This is a genomic window from Actinomadura opuntiae, from assembly GCF_030283205.1.
GTDB lineage: Bacteria > Actinomycetota > Actinomycetes > Streptosporangiales > Streptosporangiaceae > Spirillospora.
The window spans coordinates 78,302-95,577 of record NZ_JASNWF010000007.1; the positions used below are offsets into that span (position 1 = coordinate 78,302).

Consider the following 17,276-nt stretch of genomic DNA (forward strand, 5'->3'; position numbering starts at 1 on the left):
GTAGCCGAACGCTCCGTCACTCGGCCCGGGGACCGGGGACGGCGTCGGTCCGCGCCGGGCTCCACACACCGCCGATGGCGTCGTAGACCGCGACGGGGACCTCGTCGTCCTCGCCGCTGGAGCGCCACAGACGGGTGCCGTGGGGCGGCTGCATCGGAATCTGCACGGGGGCACCGCCGGCCTGCGGAACGCCGCTGGCCGGTTGCGCGCCGACCGGTTGGACGGCGGGCTGCTGCTCGACGACCGGTGGAGCCTCCGGCTGCCGGGTAACGCCCGGCTGCAGGTCGGGCCTCTGCAGGTCGGGCCTCTGCAGGTCGGGTTGCTGCAGATCGGATTGCTGTGCGCCGGGTTGCGGCATGGCGGGCTGGTGCTCGGCCGGGGGCTCGCCGGTGGGCGGTGGCCCGTCCGTCGGGGCCCCGAGGGGAGCGGCGGTGGCCGGTTCGGGCTCCGGGGTGTCCGGCTTGGCACGTCCCAGGTCCGGTGTACCGGCTTCCAGCGCCGCCCTCAACTCCTCCGCCGTGTACGGGTCGATCGCGGTACCGGAGTCGTCGTAGCCGTCGTCGGCGGCTGCCCTGCCGTTGCCGCCGGGGAGGCCGTTGAAGCCGGTCGCCCCGTTGAGGCCCGGGATGCCGTTGACAGCGGGCGAACCGTTGACGGAGGACGAGCCGTTGACCCCCGGCACCGGCCCCTGGACGCCGGACGGCCCGGGCATGCCCGGACCGCTGACCGGGGACGCCGGCCCGGCACCGAAATGGCCGGGACCGGCCGCCGCGTCCGGCCCGGCACCGCTGTAGGGACCGGTGGCCGGTGTCTCGCGCTGGGCGGCCTCCAGGCGGGCGAGGGCGGACGCGTCCAGCAGGACCTCGCTCGGCAGCCCGGGATTGACGGCGAGCTGCCAGGACGGGTCGGGCCAGCTCGCCGCCAGCAGCGCGAACGTCGTACGCCGGTAGAGCGGATGCTGGTCGCCCGTCCGGGCGAGCGCGCCGGGGGACGTGAACAGCGTGACGTAGGTGCCGCTGCCGATCGTGATGGTCGGCAGCTCGGCGCGGTCGGGGTTCTCGACGGCGTGCCCGGTCGCCGGGAGCACGAGGTCGGCGCCCGCGAGCAGGCTGAAGTAGGTGGAGTGGTCGCCGCGCTCCTTGGCCTCGGCCAGGCGCGCCTCCAGCAGGTCGGCAGCCTCGCCGCCGGGCGCACCGGCGGGCGGCACCGGCATGGGCGGCCCCGCAGGTGGCGGTCCCGCAGGTGGCGGAGTGGCGGAAGGCGGAATCGCAGTAGGCGGAGTGGCGGGAAGCGGCGTGGCGGGCGGAAGGCCGGGAGCCGCCGCCGGACCCGCGGCCTCGGGAGCCGCGGACTGAGGAGTGATAGCCGCCGACGAGCGGCGCTTGCTCACCCGGGACGGGTCGGCGATGTCGATGCCGAAGTCCAGCAGCTCGATCAGGCCGGTGCCGTGCCGGTGGAACGACTCGTACACCAGGTCGGAGGGGCGGCGGACGCCCTGGACGTCGCGCAGCGCGGTGACCATCACCTCGGCCAGCCGCGCGTGGTCGCCGGCGGTGACCGACCGCATCCCGCCGGGCGTGCCGGTCTCCGGCAGCTCGGTCCACCAGTTGCGGGGCGCGGGGTCGGCGGGCGGGCGCCAGCCCGCCTCGCTCATGACCTCCTCGTCGGCCGGCGTGAGCAGCAGCGGGCCGTCGAGGAAGTTGTTGCTGACCGCCTCGGCGTACAGCCGGTCCGGCTCGCGCATCGCCTGCACGTAGTGCCGGCTCTCGTCGCGTTCGCGCACGATGAGGATGGTGTCCCGGTCGAGACCCGCCAGTTCACGCCCCAGCCGGCGGGCGAACTCGGACCACTCCAACAAGATCACTCCCTACGACCGGGGGCGGTCCCGGGCCCCCGCGAGACCATGCCCGGGATCCGATGATTGTCGCCGGGGACGCCGCGCGCAAACCGGGACTTCACTCTGGCGGGGGTTCGTGACGCAGCACACGCAGCGCCTCCCTGAGGGCGTCCGGGTCGTCGCCGCAGCGATCGAGGACGCCGATGAGTCTGTGCAGGATCTCGTGGCGTTCGTGGCCGACGTCGAGCAGCGCCTGGGCGGTCTCCCACAGCTGGGGCGGGTCGCCCCGCCACAGCCGGTCGGTGAGCCGCTCGTGCGCGTCCAGGTGCTCCTCGTCCCCGCCGGGGTGCTCGAACTCCAGGATGACGCGCCGGTCGGCGGGATCGGACGGGTCCAGCGCCGACAGGTCGACCGAGCCGTGCCGGCCCGAGCGCCGGTGGGTGCCGGACAGGAACGGCAGCGCGAACGCGCGGCGGGGGAGCGCCTCCAGTTCGCCGTCGGGCAGGAGCCGGACGACGAGGTCGCGGTCGAGGCCGAAAGCGGACGGGTCGCGGTAGGCCTCGGCGAACTTCCCGGTCGCGTCCCACACCGCGTCCAGGGTCGCCCTGACGCCCTCCTCGGGAAGGCCGGTGCGCTTGCCCGCCCACCGCACCCACGCCGCCAGCACGTGCGGCACGGCCTCCTGCTCGTCGGGGGACAGCAGGACCTTGCGGGGCAGCCAGTCGAGCAGGAACATCTCGCACTTGATCGGGCTGACCCGGAGCGGCCGGCCGAAGTCGTGCGCGCAGCCGTAGGCGATGATCCAGTCCACGCAGCGGCTGGCGGCCGACAGGTCCGACAGGTCTCCCGCCTCGTCCGAGGCGAGGAACCGCGCCGCGATCGTGGCACGCCGGTCGCGTCCGTACACCGGCGGCTGCGGCAGGCGCCCGCCCGGCGGGAGGATCCCTACGCGGGCGCGCACGAAGGCGTGGTACGAGCCGAAGGTGTCGTTGACCGGCGGGTCGCTGGTGTCGTTGGTGAGGTCGAGGGCGCTGCGCAGTAACGCCTTGGTGTCGCGCGGGTCCAGTTGCTCGAACCGCATCAGCGGGTTGTCGCGGCCTTCGCGGCGGCAGTGGTCGAGGAGTTTGTCGACTTGGGACGACACCCACGCGTCGCGCACCATCCCGCATGCCGGAGGTCGTCCGCCGCGCGGCGACGCCGGGGCCGCCGGGGAGAACGGGGCGTCGGCGTACGGGACGGCTCCGGCCTTGTTGCGGTCGACCAGGACGACCAGGGCGTGCCTTTCGGCGCCCCCGTAGGTGTAGGTGCAGACGATGGAGTCCTGGTCGCCGTACACGTCCCGGGACACGAAGCACTCTTCGGGCTCCACCATGCCGACGCGGTCGGCCCATCCCGGGCGGGCGACGCCGCGGTCCATCAGCTCCAGCGCGGCGCGCTCGGCCTTGGCGGCCTGCCGCGGCGTGCCCAGGTACGCGATCCCGGTGAGCAGCGCGAGCGCGGCGGGCGTGCCGGCGCGCGCGGCGTGGTCGACCAGCGCCTCGCCGATGACCACCTCGACGTCCCCGCCGCTCACCCGGTGGCCCCACCAGGAGCCGAGGATCTCGCTGACGATCAGCTCGGCGTCCAGCGGGCTGCGCACGGCCAGCAGCTCGCGGGCGTGCCGCAGCATCCCGTCGAAGATCTCCGAGACCTCGCCGGGCGGGGCCGCCCCGTCCCGCGCCGGATCCCCGGACGGGGAGCGGCGGCTGGGAGGACTCACGGCGTCAGTTTCTCAGATCCCGGGGCGGCGCGTGCCCGTAAGGCCGGACCGCCGGCGCCGGACCGTTCCGCACGCGCGGGACCGTGCCGGGGGTCAGCCGTCCACCCCGGCCCCCTGGGCCCGCCCTGACGGCGGTTCGGATTTCAGCATGCCGACCAGGTGCTCGCGCGCCATGCGCTCCACGCGCGCGGGCGTCGGGTCGAGTCCGAGGTGGGCCATGCACGCCTGGACGTCGGCGACGCACCGGTGCACCGCGTCCGAGGGGAAGTCCGCGAACTCGTCGGAGAGACGCCGCGTGAGAGCGTCGCGGGTCTCGCTCCGGTGATCGGTCAGTGCAGGCATCTGCACACCTCCGCACGGGGTCCCGGCGGACGGGGATGCCGCCGGCCGAGGCGGAGCGCGCGTGGATCACCCCTTCTTGTGGGCTTCCGCCCGAACCTCGCCTCGATGTCTCATTCCAGCGCGTTCCTGGGGAGAGTCAAGACGTACCGGGGCGTCGTTTCGCAAATTCTGGGTCACCATTTCCCGACGTGCCGGAGACCGCCTCGCCCGATGCCGTGCCGGGCCGGCCTCCCGTCGCTCCGGTGGCGGCCCTTTGGACGGCGTCCCACCAGCCCGGGTGGTGCCTGGCCGCCCAATCGGAGTCGACGCGGCCGGTGAGCATCCCGCCGAGCGCGCCCCGGTCCCGGAACGCCTCCCACAGGTGCCCGGCCACGACGAGGACGATGAGGAGGAAGAGCCAGTCGTGCACGAACGTGGCGCCCGTGCGCCAATGGACGGGCCACGGGCCGGGGAACGTCAGCATCTCCCCGGTGCCGAGCATGACGAGGATCGCGCCCGCGGTGAACGCCGCGTTCAGTTTCTGGCCGGCGTTGAACTTGCCCACGGGCAGGACGCCCCTGCCGTGCAGCACGGCCCTGCGGTCGCCGCGCCTGAGCCACTCCCAGTCGTGCGGCGCGAACCTGTTGAGGCTCCGCAAATCGGTCCGGAATGCCCGGGAGACGAGGCCGAGGACGATGGGGACCGGCAACGCGAAACCGCACCAGACGTGGACGGTCTTCACCAGCTCCCGGTGCCCGACCAGCGTGGACAGCAGGGGCAGGTAGAGCATGCCCGCCGTGACCAGGCACACCCCCATCAGCAGCGCGGTTACATGGTGGATCGACCGTTCGGCCCTGGTGAACCGCAGCAATCTCGCCGGGCGCGCCGGTCCGGGGCGACCCGGATCGGCGTGGAGCGGGTCAGGTGGGTGCATCGTCACGTCCGTTCGACCGGCCGACCCAGGCGTCCACGTCGTAGCCGAGGTTCTCCCAGTAACCGGGTTTGACCTTGTCGGTCAGTTCGATGCCGCCGAGCCACTTGAGGGACTTGTAGCCGTACATGGGCGCGACATAGAGCCGGGTGGGGCCGCCATGGTCGTGCGAGACCGGCTTGCCGTCCATCTGCGTCGCGACGATGACGTCGCGGCGCCGCGCCTGGGCCAGCGTCAGCGATTCGGTGTAGACGCCGTCGAACGACTTGAACCGGACCGCCTTGGCCTGCGGTGACACCCCCACCGCGTCCAGAAGGTCGGGGAGGGCGACGCCCACCCACCGCACGTCCGGCACCCGCCAGCCCGTCACGCACTGGAAGTCCTTGTCGAGCACCGTCTGCGGCAGCCGCGCCAGGTCGGCCATGCTGAACGCCTGCGGTTTGTCGACCAGACCGCCCACGGTCACCCGGTGGGTCGCGACACTGTGCCGCTTAACGCTTCCGGTAACGGAGTAGTAGCGGAACCCTCCGGCCGCAGGGAGGACGTCCTGGATCCCGCCCACGGGCGCCAGGGCACGGTTCACCTTGTTCTGTACGGATGCCCCCACGGCGACCCCCGCGACGCCGAGGCCGAGCATCCCGAGCACGACCCGCCGCCCTACGGGACTGCCTTCTGCCGGCTCCTCGTTCACGACTCCATTCGAGCACTGCTACCTGCGTACCGCCAGGTTCCGGGCGCCCTCGTAAGAGTTCTGACAGATTCGCCGCCGGGACCGCTGGCGGACGGCGGCGCGCGCGCTCGCACGCACGGTCTACCGGCATCGACGGCGGTTCTAAGCTGGGCCCATGGCCACGAAGGTTCACCTAGCGCAGCGGCCCGAGGCCGACGAGCTGCTGGGACGCAGCCCGCTCGCCGCATTGGTGGGAATGCTGCTCGACCAGCAGATCCCGATGGAATGGGCGTTCTCCGGCCCTTACACGATCGCGCAGCGGCTCGGGACGGACGATCTCGACGCCCATGAGATCGCCGCGTGCGATCCGGAGCGATTCGCGGCGCTGTTGTCGGAGAAGCCGGCCGTGCACCGTTACCCGGGCTCGATGGCCAAGCGGGTGCAGCAGTTGTGCCGGTACCTCGTGGAGAACTACGACGGCGACGCCGAGAACGTGTGGAAGGACGCGGGCACCGGCAAGGAGCTGTACAAGCGCCTGAACGGGCTGCCCGGCTTCGGCAAGCAGAAGGCGCAGATCTTCCTGGCGCTACTGGGCAAGCAGTACGGGGTCCGGCCGGAGGGCTGGCGGGAGGCGGCCGGCGCGTACGGCGAGGAGGGCTCCCACCGGTCGGTCGCCGACATCACCGGCCCGGAGTCGCTGGCGAAGGTGCGCGCCTTCAAACAGGAGATGAAGGCCGCCGCGAAGGCCGGTAAGTAGCGCCGGCGGGTAAGGCCCCACCGATCACAAAAACGCCCTTTACCGTCTTTTTGCCTACCAAAACGGGCGGGAAGTGACGGGAAGGGCCGCAGGCCGGAACTCGCCGAACCGGCGGGGTTGGCGGCCGGGAGCGCCCGGGGCGCCGTAACATCGCCTACTCGCCCTCCCCTATGGGCCGCCTCCGGCGTCCCATGGAGAAGGCGTCCGAATCCCCTGTCGTCGCATGGGAGCACAGGGACGAGGTTGTCCATCGGGGCTTCCGTCGGCGGCGAACCATCGGGATGATGAATACCTGACTCCGACCGGTGTTGTGATGGAGGCGGGAGCGCTAGCCTGCTCCCATTCACTCATAGTGATGAAAACTTGCCGCGCGGTACGGGACCCTCTGGGGCGGAGGTGTTGTCCATGAGCACCGAGACGTCCGTTCCCCAACCCCGCGTCTCAGGGGTGGAGGGGCAGCCCATGGATGCGTCCGACTCCGCGCTGTACGCGACCCTGCTGAAGGAGGCCCCCGGAGGGCTGGCGTTCTTCGACGGCGACCTGCGCTGCCGCAGGGCCAACGACGCGCTCGCGGCGCTGCTCGGCGTGCCCGTCCGCGACCTGCACCGGCGGCGCCCGGCCGAGGTGCTGCCCGAGGGTCTGGCGGACGCGTTCGAGACGGCGCTGCGCACGGTCCTCGCCGAGGACCGCCCGCTGACCGACCACGACCTCGTCGTCCCCGCCGGGGAGCCCGGACGCGCGGGCGACGGCGCGGCGGTCGCCACCGCGGTCGACGAGCGCATCCTGGCCTGCACGTGGCTGCCCGCCCGCGGGTCCGGCGGCGAGCGCCTCGGTGCCGTGCTGACCGCGCTGGACGTGACCGAGCGGCGCCGCGCCGAGGAGGTCATCCGGCGCAAGGAGCAGCGCTACCGCTCGCTCGTGGAGGCCAGCGCCCAGGTGGTCTGGGTGGCCGCGCCCGACGGCGCCGTGATCGACGACGCCCCGGAATGGCGCGCGATCACCGGCCAGGCCTCCGAGGACTACGCCGCCGGCGGCTGGATGGCGGTCGTCCACCCCGAGGACCGGCCGCGCATCGAGGCGGCGTGGCGCGCCTGCGTCGCGGAGAACCGGGTCTTCGAGACCAACTACCGGATCCGCACCAAGAGCGGCACGTACCGGCACTTCGACGTGCGCGCGGTCCCGATCCGGCGCGGCGACGACGTCGTCGAGTGGGTCGGCGCCAACACCGACGTCACCGGCCAGCGCGAGGCCGAGGAGATGCGCGGGCGGCTGACCGAGCAGCTGTCGGCCGCGGCGCTGCGCACCGCGCGGCTCCAGCAGGCCACCTCGATGCTCGCCGAGGCCCTGACCGTCTCCCAGGTCGTCCAGGTGATCACCGAGGTCGGGCGGTCGGCCATCGGCGCCGACTACTCGGCCGTGGCGCTGCTGGACGACGACAAGCTGCGGCTCAGCATCGTCACGCCGTCCCAGCCCGGCGCGGAGGGCGAGGCCCGCCCGGCCGCCCGGGACGACATCAAGGTCGCCGACCAGACCGTCATGTCGGTCGCGGTCCGCGAGAGCCGCCCGTTCCTGGCCGAGCACCCCGACAGCCTGCGCCTGCAGCTCGGCCGCGACGAGAAGGAGCTGTTCGCCCAGCATCCGGAGGAGCGCGCCTGGGTGGGCCTGCCCCTGCTGGCCGCGGGCGCCCCGATCGGCGCGCTGCGCTTCTCCTTCACCCGGCCCAGGGAGATCACCGAGGAGGAGCGCGTCTTCCTGGAGGCGCTCGCCGGGCAGTGCGCCCTGGCGGTGGAGCGCGCGCTGCTGTTCGAGCGCGAGCACCGGACCGCCGAGGAACTCCAGCGCAGCCTCCTGCCCAGCGACCTCCCGCAGCTGCCCGGGATGGTGCTCGCCGCCCGCTACAACCCGGCCACCCGCCATGTCCAGGTCGGCGGCGACTGGTACGACGTCTTCCGGCTCCCCGACGACCGGCTCGCGGTCGCGGTGGGCGACGTCATGGGCAAGGGCGTGCTCGCCGCGGCCGGAATGGGACGCGTCCGCAACGCGCTGCGCGCGCTCGCCCTGAACGACCCGCGGCCCGCCGCGGTGCTCGCCGGCCTTGACCGGCTGTTCAGCGCCACCGAGGACGAGGAGCAGTTCACCACGGTCGCCTACGCGGTCATCGACCCCGAGACGGGCCGCGGCGCCTTCAGCAACGCCGGCCACCCGCCACCCCTGCTGATCTCCCCGGACGCGCCCGCGCGCGTGAGCACGCGCGAGCCCGGCACGCCGCTCGGCTGGCCGAGCCAGCGGCAGCAGACAAGTTTTTCCATCGAGACCGGCAACACTGTGGTCTTCTATTCCGATGGACTTGTGGAGAACCGTAGGCGTGGGGTGGACGCCGGGCTGGAGGAACTCGTCGCGACGGCCGCGGACGCCCCACCTGAAGTGGTAGGAGATCCAGAGAGACTCGTCGACTTCCTGGTCGATCGGATGCTTGCCGGGTACGAGCAGGTAGACGATGTGACCGTGCTCGCCCTGCACGTCCCGCCCAAGTCCAGGTGAAACCCGAGTGAAGCCCGCCGCAGACGGTGAGAAGTCGGTCCCGTCCGTACGAAGGACCGCCCCGCGCCCTCTAAGGTGGAGTGTTACCGGGTAGGACATCAGGGCGGAATGCGCAGCAGTGCCAGAATGCTTGACCCAGTGAGAGCGGGTACGCTGCGGTCCCGCACCGGGAGGTCCGCCCAGTGTGTGGTCCCACCCAGTGTGAGGCCGGGCCCGTCAGGGCACTTGGGTCAACCAAGCCACACGTTCGTTCGAGAGGTATTTGTGTCGCCTGCTAGCTCGACCTCGAAAGCGTCAGATCTGCACGATCACGTCATCGCGCAACTGATCGAGCGTGGACGGTCCCAGGGTTACCTCGAAGCCGACGACGTACGCCGTACGTTCGAGGAGGCCGACATCCCCGTGTCGAAGGCCTCCAGCATTCTGCGGAGCCTCAGCAAGGAGGGTGTGACCGTCGTGGTGAGCGCTGCCGATTCCGCGGCGCCCAAGCGTTCGCGCAAGCGCGCGGCGCCGCCGGCGCGCAGGCCCAGGACCGCCGCTGCCGCCAAGGAGCAGCCCGACACGGTGACCGCGGTCGTCGGCGACGACGCGGCCGCCGAGGAGCCCGCCGCCCCGAGCCCGGCGCCCGCCAGGCCCGCGGCGCCCAAGCCCGCCCCGCCCAAGTCCGCCAAGGCGAAGCCGAAGAAGGCCGCGCCCGCCAAGAAGGCGGCGCAGCCCGCGCAGCCCGAGGCCAAGGCGGCCGCCCCGGCCAAGAAGGCCGGCGACGACCCCGAGCTCGAGGACGACGTCGACGTCGACCTCGACGAGGACCTGACCGACCTCGAGGTCGAGCTGGACGAGCCGGCCCCCGAGGTCGAGGAGACCCCCGAGGCCGAGGAGGACGAGGCCCCGGCCGCCGCGGTCCCCGACAAGGCCCCGGCCGGCAAGAAGCCCGGCGACGCCCCCGCCGAGGAGGAGGGGTTTACCCTCGGCGACGACGACGAGGACGCGCCCGCCCAGCAGATCGCCGCGGCCGGCGCCACCGCCGACCCGGTCAAGGACTACCTCAAGCAGATCGGCAAGGTCCCGCTGCTCAACGCCGAGCAGGAGGTCGAGCTGGCCAAGCGGATCGAGGCCGGCCTGTTCGCCGAGGAGCGGCTGGCCGCCGACGGCCCCGCGCTGTCGGAGGAGGACCTCGAGGACTTCGAGTGGATCGCTGAGGACGGCCGCCGCGCCAAGAACCACCTGCTGGAGGCCAACCTCCGGCTGGTGGTCTCGCTGGCCAAGCGCTACACCGGCCGCGGCATGCTGTTCCTGGACCTGATCCAGGAGGGCAACCTCGGCCTGATCCGCGCGGTCGAGAAGTTCGACTACACCAAGGGCTACAAGTTCTCCACGTACGCCACCTGGTGGATCCGGCAGGCGATCACCCGCGCGATGGCCGACCAGGCCCGCACCATCCGCATCCCGGTGCACATGGTCGAGGTCATCAACAAGCTGGCCCGCGTGCAGCGCCAGATGCTCCAGGACCTGGGCCGCGAGCCCACCCCGGAGGAGCTGGCCAAGGAGCTCGACATGACCCCGGAGAAGGTCGTCGAGGTGCAGAAGTACGGCCGCGAGCCGATCTCGCTGCACACCCCGCTCGGTGAGGACGGCGACAGCGAGTTCGGCGACCTGATCGAGGACTCCGAGGCGATCGTCCCGGCCGACGCGGTCAGCTTCACGCTGCTGCAGGAGCAGCTGCACTCGGTGCTCGACACGCTGAGCGAGCGCGAGGCGGGCGTGGTGTCGATGCGGTTCGGCCTCACCGACGGCCAGCCGAAGACGCTGGACGAGATCGGCAAGGTGTACGGGGTGACCCGGGAGCGCATCCGGCAGATCGAGTCCAAGACCATGTCGAAGCTGCGCCACCCGTCCCGCTCGCAGGTGCTGCGGGACTACCTCGACTGACACGGTGTTCTCACCGTGAAGGCCCCCGTCCGCCGGACGGGGGCCTTCACTGTGCCGCCTCGGCGCGGCCGGGCGCGGCGCGTCAGGAATGCAGGATCACGTCGAGGTTCGCGCCGTTCAGCTCGGCGGTGTGCCCGAGGCCGGTGACGGCCTTCAGCAGCTCCTCGGGCGTCGCGGGATCCGCGCCCGCCTTGATCAGGTCGTGGGCGATCGCGCCCCGGGTCGCCTTGGCCATGTGGCTGACGACCGTCCGCTCGGGCGCGCCGCCGACGATCCGCTCGCGGAAGACGCGGACCGCGACGGCGGGCCGGGGCGCCTTCCAGGCCGACGCGTACGGCCCGGAGCGCATGTCGACGATCAGCCCGTCCAGGCCGAGCGCGTCCCGCATCACCGGACGCCAGAACGTCCCCAGACGGCCCATGGGCGGCAGCGACACCGACATGGACAACCGGTACGGCGGGACGCGGTCGGTGAGCCGCAGCGCGCCCCACAGGCCCGAGAAGACCACGACGCGCTCGGCGGCGGCGCTCTCGTCCAGGCTCGGCAGGTCCAGGTTGTCGTAGAGGACGCCGGTGTACAGCCGCGCCGCGGGCAGCGCGGGCGCCTCGCGCAGCGCCTTGTTGCGCGCCAGCGCCTCGTCGGCCTGTCCGGCCGGCAGCTCGAGGACCTCCGGCGCGTCCCTGCGGCGGGACGCCTTGACCAGGGCGGTGATGACCCGCTTGCGCGCCGCGGTGAGCCCCGGGAAGCTCAGCGAGGCCAGGTCGAGGGGCGGCCCGTCGCCCTCGGTAGCCTTCTTCTCCGACGGCGGCAGCAGGATGTGCACATTCCCCCCGAAAGCGGTGTTCTTTGGTGACGGGTGTTTCTTGATGTCTGGTGCTTGTTGATGTCGAGGTACTCGACGGTCCAGGGGCCACGGGACCTCGACCGGCTCGTGGCCGAGGCCTGGCCCGCGCGGTCCGTCCAGGATATTGGGGGGTGGCTGCTGCGCCACGCCGACGGCGTCACCAAGCGGGCCAACTCCGTCCTGCCCGTGGGTGCTCCCGAGGATCTGGACGCGGCGCTGCAGCGGACGGAGCGCTTCTACGGCGAGCGAGGGCTGCCGGCGGTGTTCTCCATGAGCGACCGCGCGCGGCCGCAGGGCCTCGACGCGGTCCTGGAGGCGCGGGGCTACGAACTGGTCGATCCGACGCTCGGCATGGTGGCCGACATAGCCGGCCACTACGCGCGGGACGGTGTGGAGATCGCGGACGAGCCCTCCGCCGACTGGCTGGACGTCTGGTGGTCGGTGGATGGCCGTTACGATCACCAGCTGCAGACGGCGGCGGAGATCCTCACCGGCGTCCCGGCCGGGTACGCCATGCTCGACGGCGTCGCCGTGGGCCGGGCCGTGCCCCAGGGCGAGTGGCTCGGGATCTACGCGATGGCGGTCGCGCCGGAGGCGCGTCGCCGCGGGCTGGGGCGGCGGGTCCTGCGCGCGCTGCTCGGCTGGGGGCGCGAACGGGGCTGCGAACGGGCGTACCTGGTGGTCGTCGAGCGGAACGCTCCGGCGCGGGCGATGTACGCGGCCGAAGGATTCACCGAGTCGGGCGGATACCACTATCGCGTGAAGAGCGCCACGGCGGCATGAGAAAGCCGGTCGCGCGGCGGCCCGCGTCACCGGTCGGCCATTTCGCCGATACGCAGCGTGATGAGTTAATCACTCTGCGAATCCATTCGGTCATTGCCCGGGATGGGGCCGATGGGACCCGGCGAGTGAAATGCGAACGGCGGTCACCGTCTCCGGTGACCGCCGCCCGCGGGGCGTGCTATTTGGATGCCTACCGCTCGTCTTCCACGGCGGCCGGGGTTTCGTTGAGCCTGTCGGTCTCGTCTTGGATGTCGGCCCCGTTGGCGCGCAGGGCCTCCGCGTACTTGCGCCCGTGGTGGGCGCAGAACAGAAGGTCGCCGCCGCCTACTAGGACCGCACGGACGTAGGCCTGGGCGCCGCAGCGGTCGCACCGGTCGGCGACGGTCAGCGGCTTGGTCGGGGCAAGGGCTCCAGTCACGGCACCTTCCTCATGCTCGGGGTCGGTACTTAGGACAACATCTAACCCGACGTGGACGTTCCCAACCTGTTTCTTCGTACGCCCAGAGCAGAATGGCCCAATAAGTGACCGAGGTCACACCGGCCGGGTCGCGATTGTCATGCGGTGTCCCAGCGGAAGAGGCGCATGGCGACGAGGCCGCCCACCACCGCGAAACCGAGCAGGATTCCCATCTGCGGCAGCGCGGACATCGGCCCGAGGCCGCGGCCCATCACGTTCAGCATCCCGGTGTTCAGATACCGCAGCGGGAAGATGTAGGCCAGCGTCCGCATCCACGTCGGCGAGGCGTCCAGCGGGAAGAACGAGCCGCCGAGGAACGCCATCGGCAGCACCACCAGCTGCGTCACCGCCTGGGCCGTCTCCTGCGTCTTCGCCCAGGCGCCGATCACCATCCCGATCGCCAGGAAGGCCAGCACGCCCGACAGCACCATGGGGATGGCCATCCACCAGTAGTGGCCGAGCTTCAGCCCGAAGAACGGCAGCTGCGCCACCGCCACGAACAGCCCGAACTGCACGAGCGCCACGGCCAGGCTCACGGCGACCCGCGCGGCGAACACCGTGGGTATCGGCGCGGGGGACAGCTGGAGGCGCCGCAGGATGCCCTTGGTCCGCCACGTCACGAGCGTCTGGGACGCTCCGAACACGCCGGCCGACGCCAGCGCCCAGCCCAGCAGGCTCGGCGTGAAGAACTGGATCGCCTTCAGCGAATCGTCCTCCACCTGCTGCGAGGCCACCTGGTAGGCGGGCGGCTTGCCGGTCGCCGCCTGGTTCGCGCCCTGGACGATCGAGTTCATCAGGCCCTGCACGGTCCCGGACTTCACCTGGTCGGCCGCCGAATAGTGCACGACCAGCCGGTTCCCCTGCTGTTCCACGGCCGCGTCCGCGTCGCCCTTGGTGACCTTGTGCAGCGCCTTGCCGCGGTCCACGGCCTTCGACAGCTTCATGGTCTTGCCGAGGTCGGCGGACCCGTGCGCCATCGCCTGGTCCAGGATCGGCACCCGGCCGATCTCCAGCACCTTCACCTTGGACGTGCTCTGGTGGCCGAACACCCCACCGAAGATCACCAGGAACATCAGCGGGAACAGCACGGTGAAGAACAGCGCGCCCCGGTCCCGCCGGAAGCCCAGGAACATCGCCCGGGACAGGCTCTTGAAACTCTCCATCGTGCTCACGCCCTGTACTCCCGTCCGGTGAGCTCCAGAAAGACGTCCTCGAGGGTCGCGCCGCGGATCTGCACGCCGTCCAGCGCGTCCTTGGCGGCCATGGCCGCCACCACCGCGGAGGGGTCCCGGGTCGAGATGGTCAGCGAGACGCTGTCGTCCTCGACGTCGTCGGCGCCGGGCAGCTGACGGGCGTCCGCGGCGTCCAGCACGCCGCTGGCGATGCTGATCCGGGCCGGCGCGTCCAGCCCGCGCACCAGCACCGCGGGCGGCCCGAGCCGCAGGATCCGGCCCGCGTCCATGATCGCGACCCGGTCGCAGAGCGACTCGGCCTCGTCCATGTAATGCGTGGTGAGGACGATGGTGCGGCCCTCGGTGTTGATGGTGCGCAGCACGTCCCACAGGTTGCGGCGCGCCTGCGGGTCCAGCGCGGCGGTCGGCTCGTCCAGGAAGACCAGCTCCGGGTCGTGCACGAGCGCGCACGCGATGGACAGCCGCTGCGCCTGGCCGCCCGACAGCTTCTCCACCCGCACGTCCGCCTTGTCGGTGAGGCCGACGGTCTCCAGCATCGCGTCGGCCTTCTTCGCCGGGACGCCGTAGAGCGACCCGAACGTCTGGAGCTGCTCGCGCGCGGTGAGCCGCTCGAAGAACGACGACGCCTGCAGCTGCACGCCGATCCGGGGGAGCAGCCGCGGGTTGCGCGGCCACGGGGGGAGACCGAGGACCGAGACCGCGCCCTCGTCGGCCTTCCGCAGCCCCTCGACGATCTCCAGGGTCGTCGTCTTGCCGGCCCCGTTGGGCCCGAGGATCCCGAAGAACTCGCCCTCGTCGACGGCGAACGTCACCCCGTCCACCGCGTTGACGTCCCCGTAGCGCTTACGGAGGCCGCTGACCTCGATCGTTTCTGCCATGGGCAGGACATTAGGGAAGCGTGATGGCCCCGTGCACCCACCCATAGGTGGACGTTGCGGCGATCCACCCCGGGTTGGGGAGGAACCGGGTGGACCGTCCGGGACCGACGGGGTGATCGTCCGCGCGGGGCCGCCGCGACGGCCGCGGCGGCGAGCCCTTCGAACATTTGTCGGTGCCCGGGGGTAACCTCTTGCCGAATGTCCTACCCCCGAGGAGCACACGCAGTTGACCGCCGCGACCGCCGAAGCGATGACCGATGACCCGCACGGCTACTCCGCCCGGCACCTCTCGGTGCTCGAGGGGCTGGAAGCCGTGCGGAAGCGACCCGGGATGTACATCGGGTCGACCGACAGCCGTGGCCTGGCGCACTGCCTGTGGGAGATCGTCGACAACTGCGTCGACGAGGCCCTGGCCGGGTACTGCACGCACATCGGCGTGACGCTGCACGCCGACGGGTCGTTCGAGGTGGGCGACAACGGGCGCGGCATCCCGGTCGACCTCGAGCCCAAGACCGGCCTGCCCGGCGTGGAGCTGGTGATGACCCGGCTGCACGCGGGCGGCAAGTTCGGCGGGGTGTCCTACACCGCGTCCGGCGGCCTGCACGGCGTCGGCGCGTCCGTGGTGAACGCCCTGTCGGCCCGCCTGGACGTGGAGGTCGACCGCGAGGGCCACACCCACGCGATCAGCTTCCGGCGCGGCCTGCCCGGCGAGTTCGCCGACGACGGCCGCCCGAACGCCCGGTTCAAGAAGAAGTCGGGGCTGCGGCAGATCCGCAAGGTCGCCCGGAAGGTCACCGGCACCCGCGTGCGGTTCTGGCCCGACATGCAGATCTTCCTCCAGGACGCCACGGTCGAGCAGTCCCTCGTCATGGACCGGATGCGGCAGACCGCCTTCCTGATCCCGGGGCTGACCATCGACGTCCGCGACGAGCGCGGCGAGGAGGTCGTCGACGAGACGTTCCGGTTCGACGGCGGCATCAGCGAGTTCTGCACCTACCTGGCCAAGGACGCCCCCGTCGTCGACGTGCTGCGGCTGCAGGGCCGCGGCCACTTCACCGAGACCGTCCCGGTGCTGGACGAGCAGGGCCACCTGACGCCCACCGACGTGGAACGCGACCTCGAGGTCGACATCGCGCTGCGCTGGGGCACCGGCTACGACACGATCACCCGGTCGTTCGTGAACGTGATCGCCACCCCGAAGGGCGGCACCCACGTGCGCGGGTTCGACCGCGCGGTGCTCAAGGTCGTCAACGAGCAGCTGCGCGCCACCCGGCTGCTGAAGAACGGCGACGAGGACGTCATCAAGGAGGACGTCCTGGAGGGCCTCACCGCGGTGGTGACGGTCCGGTTGCCCGAGCCGCAGTTCGAGGGCCAGACCAAGGAGATCCTCGGCACCTCCGCGGCCACCCGGATCGTCTCGCAGGTGGTCACGCGGGAGCTGAAGGAGATCTTCGAGAACCCGCCGCGCGGCCAGAAGCAGCCGCTGCGGGCCGTGCTGGAGAAGATCGTGGGGGCGGCCAAGACCCGGATCGCGGCCCGCACCCAGCGCGACAACCAGCGCCGCAAGACCGCGCTGGAGAACTCGGCGCTGCCGGCCAAGCTGGTCGACTGCCGCAACGCCGACGACCGCAGCGAGCTGTTCATCGTCGAGGGCGACTCGGCGCTCGGCACCGCCAAGCTGGCCCGCAACTCCGAGTTCCAGGCGCTGCTGCCGATCCGGGGCAAGATCCTCAACGTGCAGAAGGCGTCCGTCGCGGACATGCTGAAGAACGCCGAGTGCGCCGCGATCATCCAGGTGATCGGGGCGGGGTCGGGCCGCACGTTCGACATCGACGCCGCCCGCTACGGCCGGATCATCCTGATGGCCGACGCCGACGTCGACGGGTCGCACATCCGCACCCTGCTGCTCACGCTGCTGTTCCGCTACATGCGGCCGATGCTGGAGGCGGGGCGGGTGTTCACCGCGGTCCCGCCGCTGCACCGGATCGAGCTGGTCAAGCCCAAGAAGGGCCAGGAAAAGTACGTCTACTGCTACAGCGACGGCGAGCTGACCCGCAAGCTGGTGGAGTTCGAGCGCAAGGGCCAGCGCTGGAAGGAGCCCGTCCAGCGCTACAAGGGCCTCGGTGAGATGGACGCCGACCAGCTGGCCGAGACCACGATGGACCCGCGCCACCGCATCCTGCGCCGGATCCGGGTGGAGGATGCCGACGAGGCGGCGAAGATCTTCGATCTGCTGATGGGCAGCGAGGTGGCGCCGCGCCGGGAGTTCATCACCGCCGGCGCGTCCGAACTGGACACCGAGCGCATCGACATGTAGCCGCCTCGGCGCCCGGAGACGCGGCCGTTCCTCCGGGGGCGGTGCGGGTGCCGCCCCCG

14 protein-coding genes are annotated in these 17,276 nt (G+C 71.7%); 5 read left to right on the plus strand and 9 right to left on the minus strand.

Going from position 1 to position 17,276, the window contains the following annotated elements:
* Positions 1–16 precede the first annotated feature (16 nt).
* The 5 genes from QP089_RS16380 to QP089_RS16400 all read right to left on the minus strand — a co-directional run bounded on the left by QP089_RS16380 (position 17) and on the right by QP089_RS16400 (position 5,539).
* On the minus strand, positions 17–1,858 hold the full coding sequence (locus QP089_RS16380; protein WP_285912473.1) for a TY-Chap domain-containing protein: 1,842 nt from the start codon (positions 1,856–1,858) through the stop codon (positions 17–19).
* A 97-nt stretch (positions 1,859–1,955) separates the two neighbouring features.
* A complete protein-coding gene (locus tag QP089_RS16385; protein ID WP_285912811.1) occupies positions 1,956–3,506 on the minus strand; it encodes a hypothetical protein in 1,551 nt (516 codons plus the stop codon).
* 183 nt (positions 3,507–3,689) lie between these two features.
* A complete protein-coding gene (locus QP089_RS16390) occupies positions 3,690–3,938 on the minus strand; it encodes a hypothetical protein (RefSeq protein ID WP_285912474.1) in 249 nt (82 codons plus the stop codon).
* A gap of 136 nt (positions 3,939–4,074) precedes the next feature.
* The gene (locus QP089_RS16395) at positions 4,075–4,851 is read right to left on the minus strand and encodes a cytochrome b/b6 domain-containing protein (protein ID WP_285912475.1); all 777 of its coding nucleotides are present in this window, start codon (positions 4,849–4,851) and stop codon (positions 4,075–4,077) included.
* Positions 4,838–5,539, minus strand: a complete 702-nt coding sequence (locus QP089_RS16400; RefSeq protein ID WP_285912476.1) for a molybdopterin-dependent oxidoreductase — start codon at positions 5,537–5,539, stop codon at positions 4,838–4,840. The genes QP089_RS16395 and QP089_RS16400 overlap by 14 nt, the downstream gene beginning before the upstream one ends.
* A 154-nt stretch (positions 5,540–5,693) precedes the next feature.
* Here QP089_RS16400 and QP089_RS16405 point away from each other — a divergent pair, with 154 nt between their 5' ends.
* From QP089_RS16405 to QP089_RS16415, 3 genes are all read left to right on the plus strand, one after another.
* Positions 5,694–6,275 (plus strand): HhH-GPD-type base excision DNA repair protein, encoded by a 582-nt coding sequence (locus QP089_RS16405; RefSeq protein WP_285912477.1) that lies wholly within the window; start codon positions 5,694–5,696, stop codon positions 6,273–6,275.
* Positions 6,276–6,737: 462 nt separating this feature from the next.
* Entirely contained in the window at positions 6,738–8,816 is a 2,079-nt protein-coding gene (locus tag QP089_RS16410; protein WP_446474034.1) for a SpoIIE family protein phosphatase, read from the plus strand.
* A 264-nt stretch (positions 8,817–9,080) separates the two neighbouring features.
* The gene (locus QP089_RS16415) at positions 9,081–10,745 is read left to right on the plus strand and encodes an RNA polymerase sigma factor (RefSeq protein ID WP_285912479.1); all 1,665 of its coding nucleotides are present in this window, start codon (positions 9,081–9,083) and stop codon (positions 10,743–10,745) included.
* An 82-nt stretch (positions 10,746–10,827) separates the two neighbouring features.
* On the opposite strand, the gene QP089_RS16420 is transcribed toward QP089_RS16415, so the two are convergent.
* Positions 10,828–11,568 carry a YaaA family protein gene (locus tag QP089_RS16420; RefSeq protein ID WP_285912480.1) on the minus strand — a complete coding sequence of 247 codons (741 nt, stop codon included), beginning with the start codon at positions 11,566–11,568 and terminating at the stop codon, positions 10,828–10,830.
* A gap of 60 nt (positions 11,569–11,628) precedes the next feature.
* Between QP089_RS16420 and QP089_RS16425 the strand changes: the two genes are divergently transcribed.
* A complete protein-coding gene (locus tag QP089_RS16425) occupies positions 11,629–12,372 on the plus strand; it encodes a GNAT family N-acetyltransferase (protein WP_285912481.1) in 744 nt (247 codons plus the stop codon).
* A 190-nt stretch (positions 12,373–12,562) separates the two neighbouring features.
* Here QP089_RS16425 and QP089_RS16430 read toward each other — a convergent pair whose 3' ends face one another.
* From QP089_RS16430 to QP089_RS16440, 3 genes are all read right to left on the minus strand, one after another.
* A complete protein-coding gene (locus QP089_RS16430; protein WP_285912482.1) occupies positions 12,563–12,790 on the minus strand; it encodes a DUF7455 domain-containing protein in 228 nt (75 codons plus the stop codon).
* A 137-nt stretch (positions 12,791–12,927) separates the two neighbouring features.
* Positions 12,928–13,992, minus strand: coding sequence for an ABC transporter permease (locus tag QP089_RS16435; protein ID WP_285912812.1), 1,065 nt, complete (start codon positions 13,990–13,992; stop codon positions 12,928–12,930).
* Positions 13,993–13,997: 5 nt separating this feature from the next.
* Positions 13,998–14,900, minus strand: a complete 903-nt coding sequence (locus tag QP089_RS16440; protein ID WP_285912483.1) for an ABC transporter ATP-binding protein — start codon at positions 14,898–14,900, stop codon at positions 13,998–14,000.
* Positions 14,901–15,126: 226 nt separating this feature from the next.
* Between QP089_RS16440 and QP089_RS16445 the strand changes: the two genes are divergently transcribed.
* Complete coding sequence (locus QP089_RS16445; RefSeq protein WP_446474035.1) at positions 15,127–17,217, plus strand: DNA gyrase/topoisomerase IV subunit B; 2,091 nt, start codon at positions 15,127–15,129, stop codon at positions 17,215–17,217.
* The last annotated feature ends 59 nt before the right edge of the window (positions 17,218–17,276 follow it).

Excerpts from the sequence above, each read along its gene's own strand:
- QP089_RS16385 (WP_285912811.1), bottom strand. The coding sequence starts at position 3,506 with ATGCTGCGGCACGCCCGCGAGCTGCTGGCCGTGCGCAGCCCGCTGGAC.
- QP089_RS16390 (WP_285912474.1), bottom strand. The coding sequence starts at position 3,938 with ATGCCTGCACTGACCGATCACCGGAGCGAGACCCGCGACGCTCTCACG.
- QP089_RS16395 (WP_285912475.1), bottom strand. The coding sequence starts at position 4,851 with ATGCACCCACCTGACCCGCTCCACGCCGATCCGGGTCGCCCCGGACCG.
- QP089_RS16405 (WP_285912477.1), top strand. The coding sequence starts at position 5,694 with ATGGCCACGAAGGTTCACCTAGCGCAGCGGCCCGAGGCCGACGAGCTG.
- QP089_RS16410 (WP_446474034.1), top strand. The coding sequence starts at position 6,738 with ATGGATGCGTCCGACTCCGCGCTGTACGCGACCCTGCTGAAGGAGGCC.
- QP089_RS16425 (WP_285912481.1), top strand. The coding sequence starts at position 11,629 with ATGTCGAGGTACTCGACGGTCCAGGGGCCACGGGACCTCGACCGGCTC.
- QP089_RS16435 (WP_285912812.1), bottom strand. The coding sequence starts at position 13,992 with ATGGAGAGTTTCAAGAGCCTGTCCCGGGCGATGTTCCTGGGCTTCCGG.
- QP089_RS16440 (WP_285912483.1), bottom strand. The coding sequence starts at position 14,900 with ATGGCAGAAACGATCGAGGTCAGCGGCCTCCGTAAGCGCTACGGGGAC.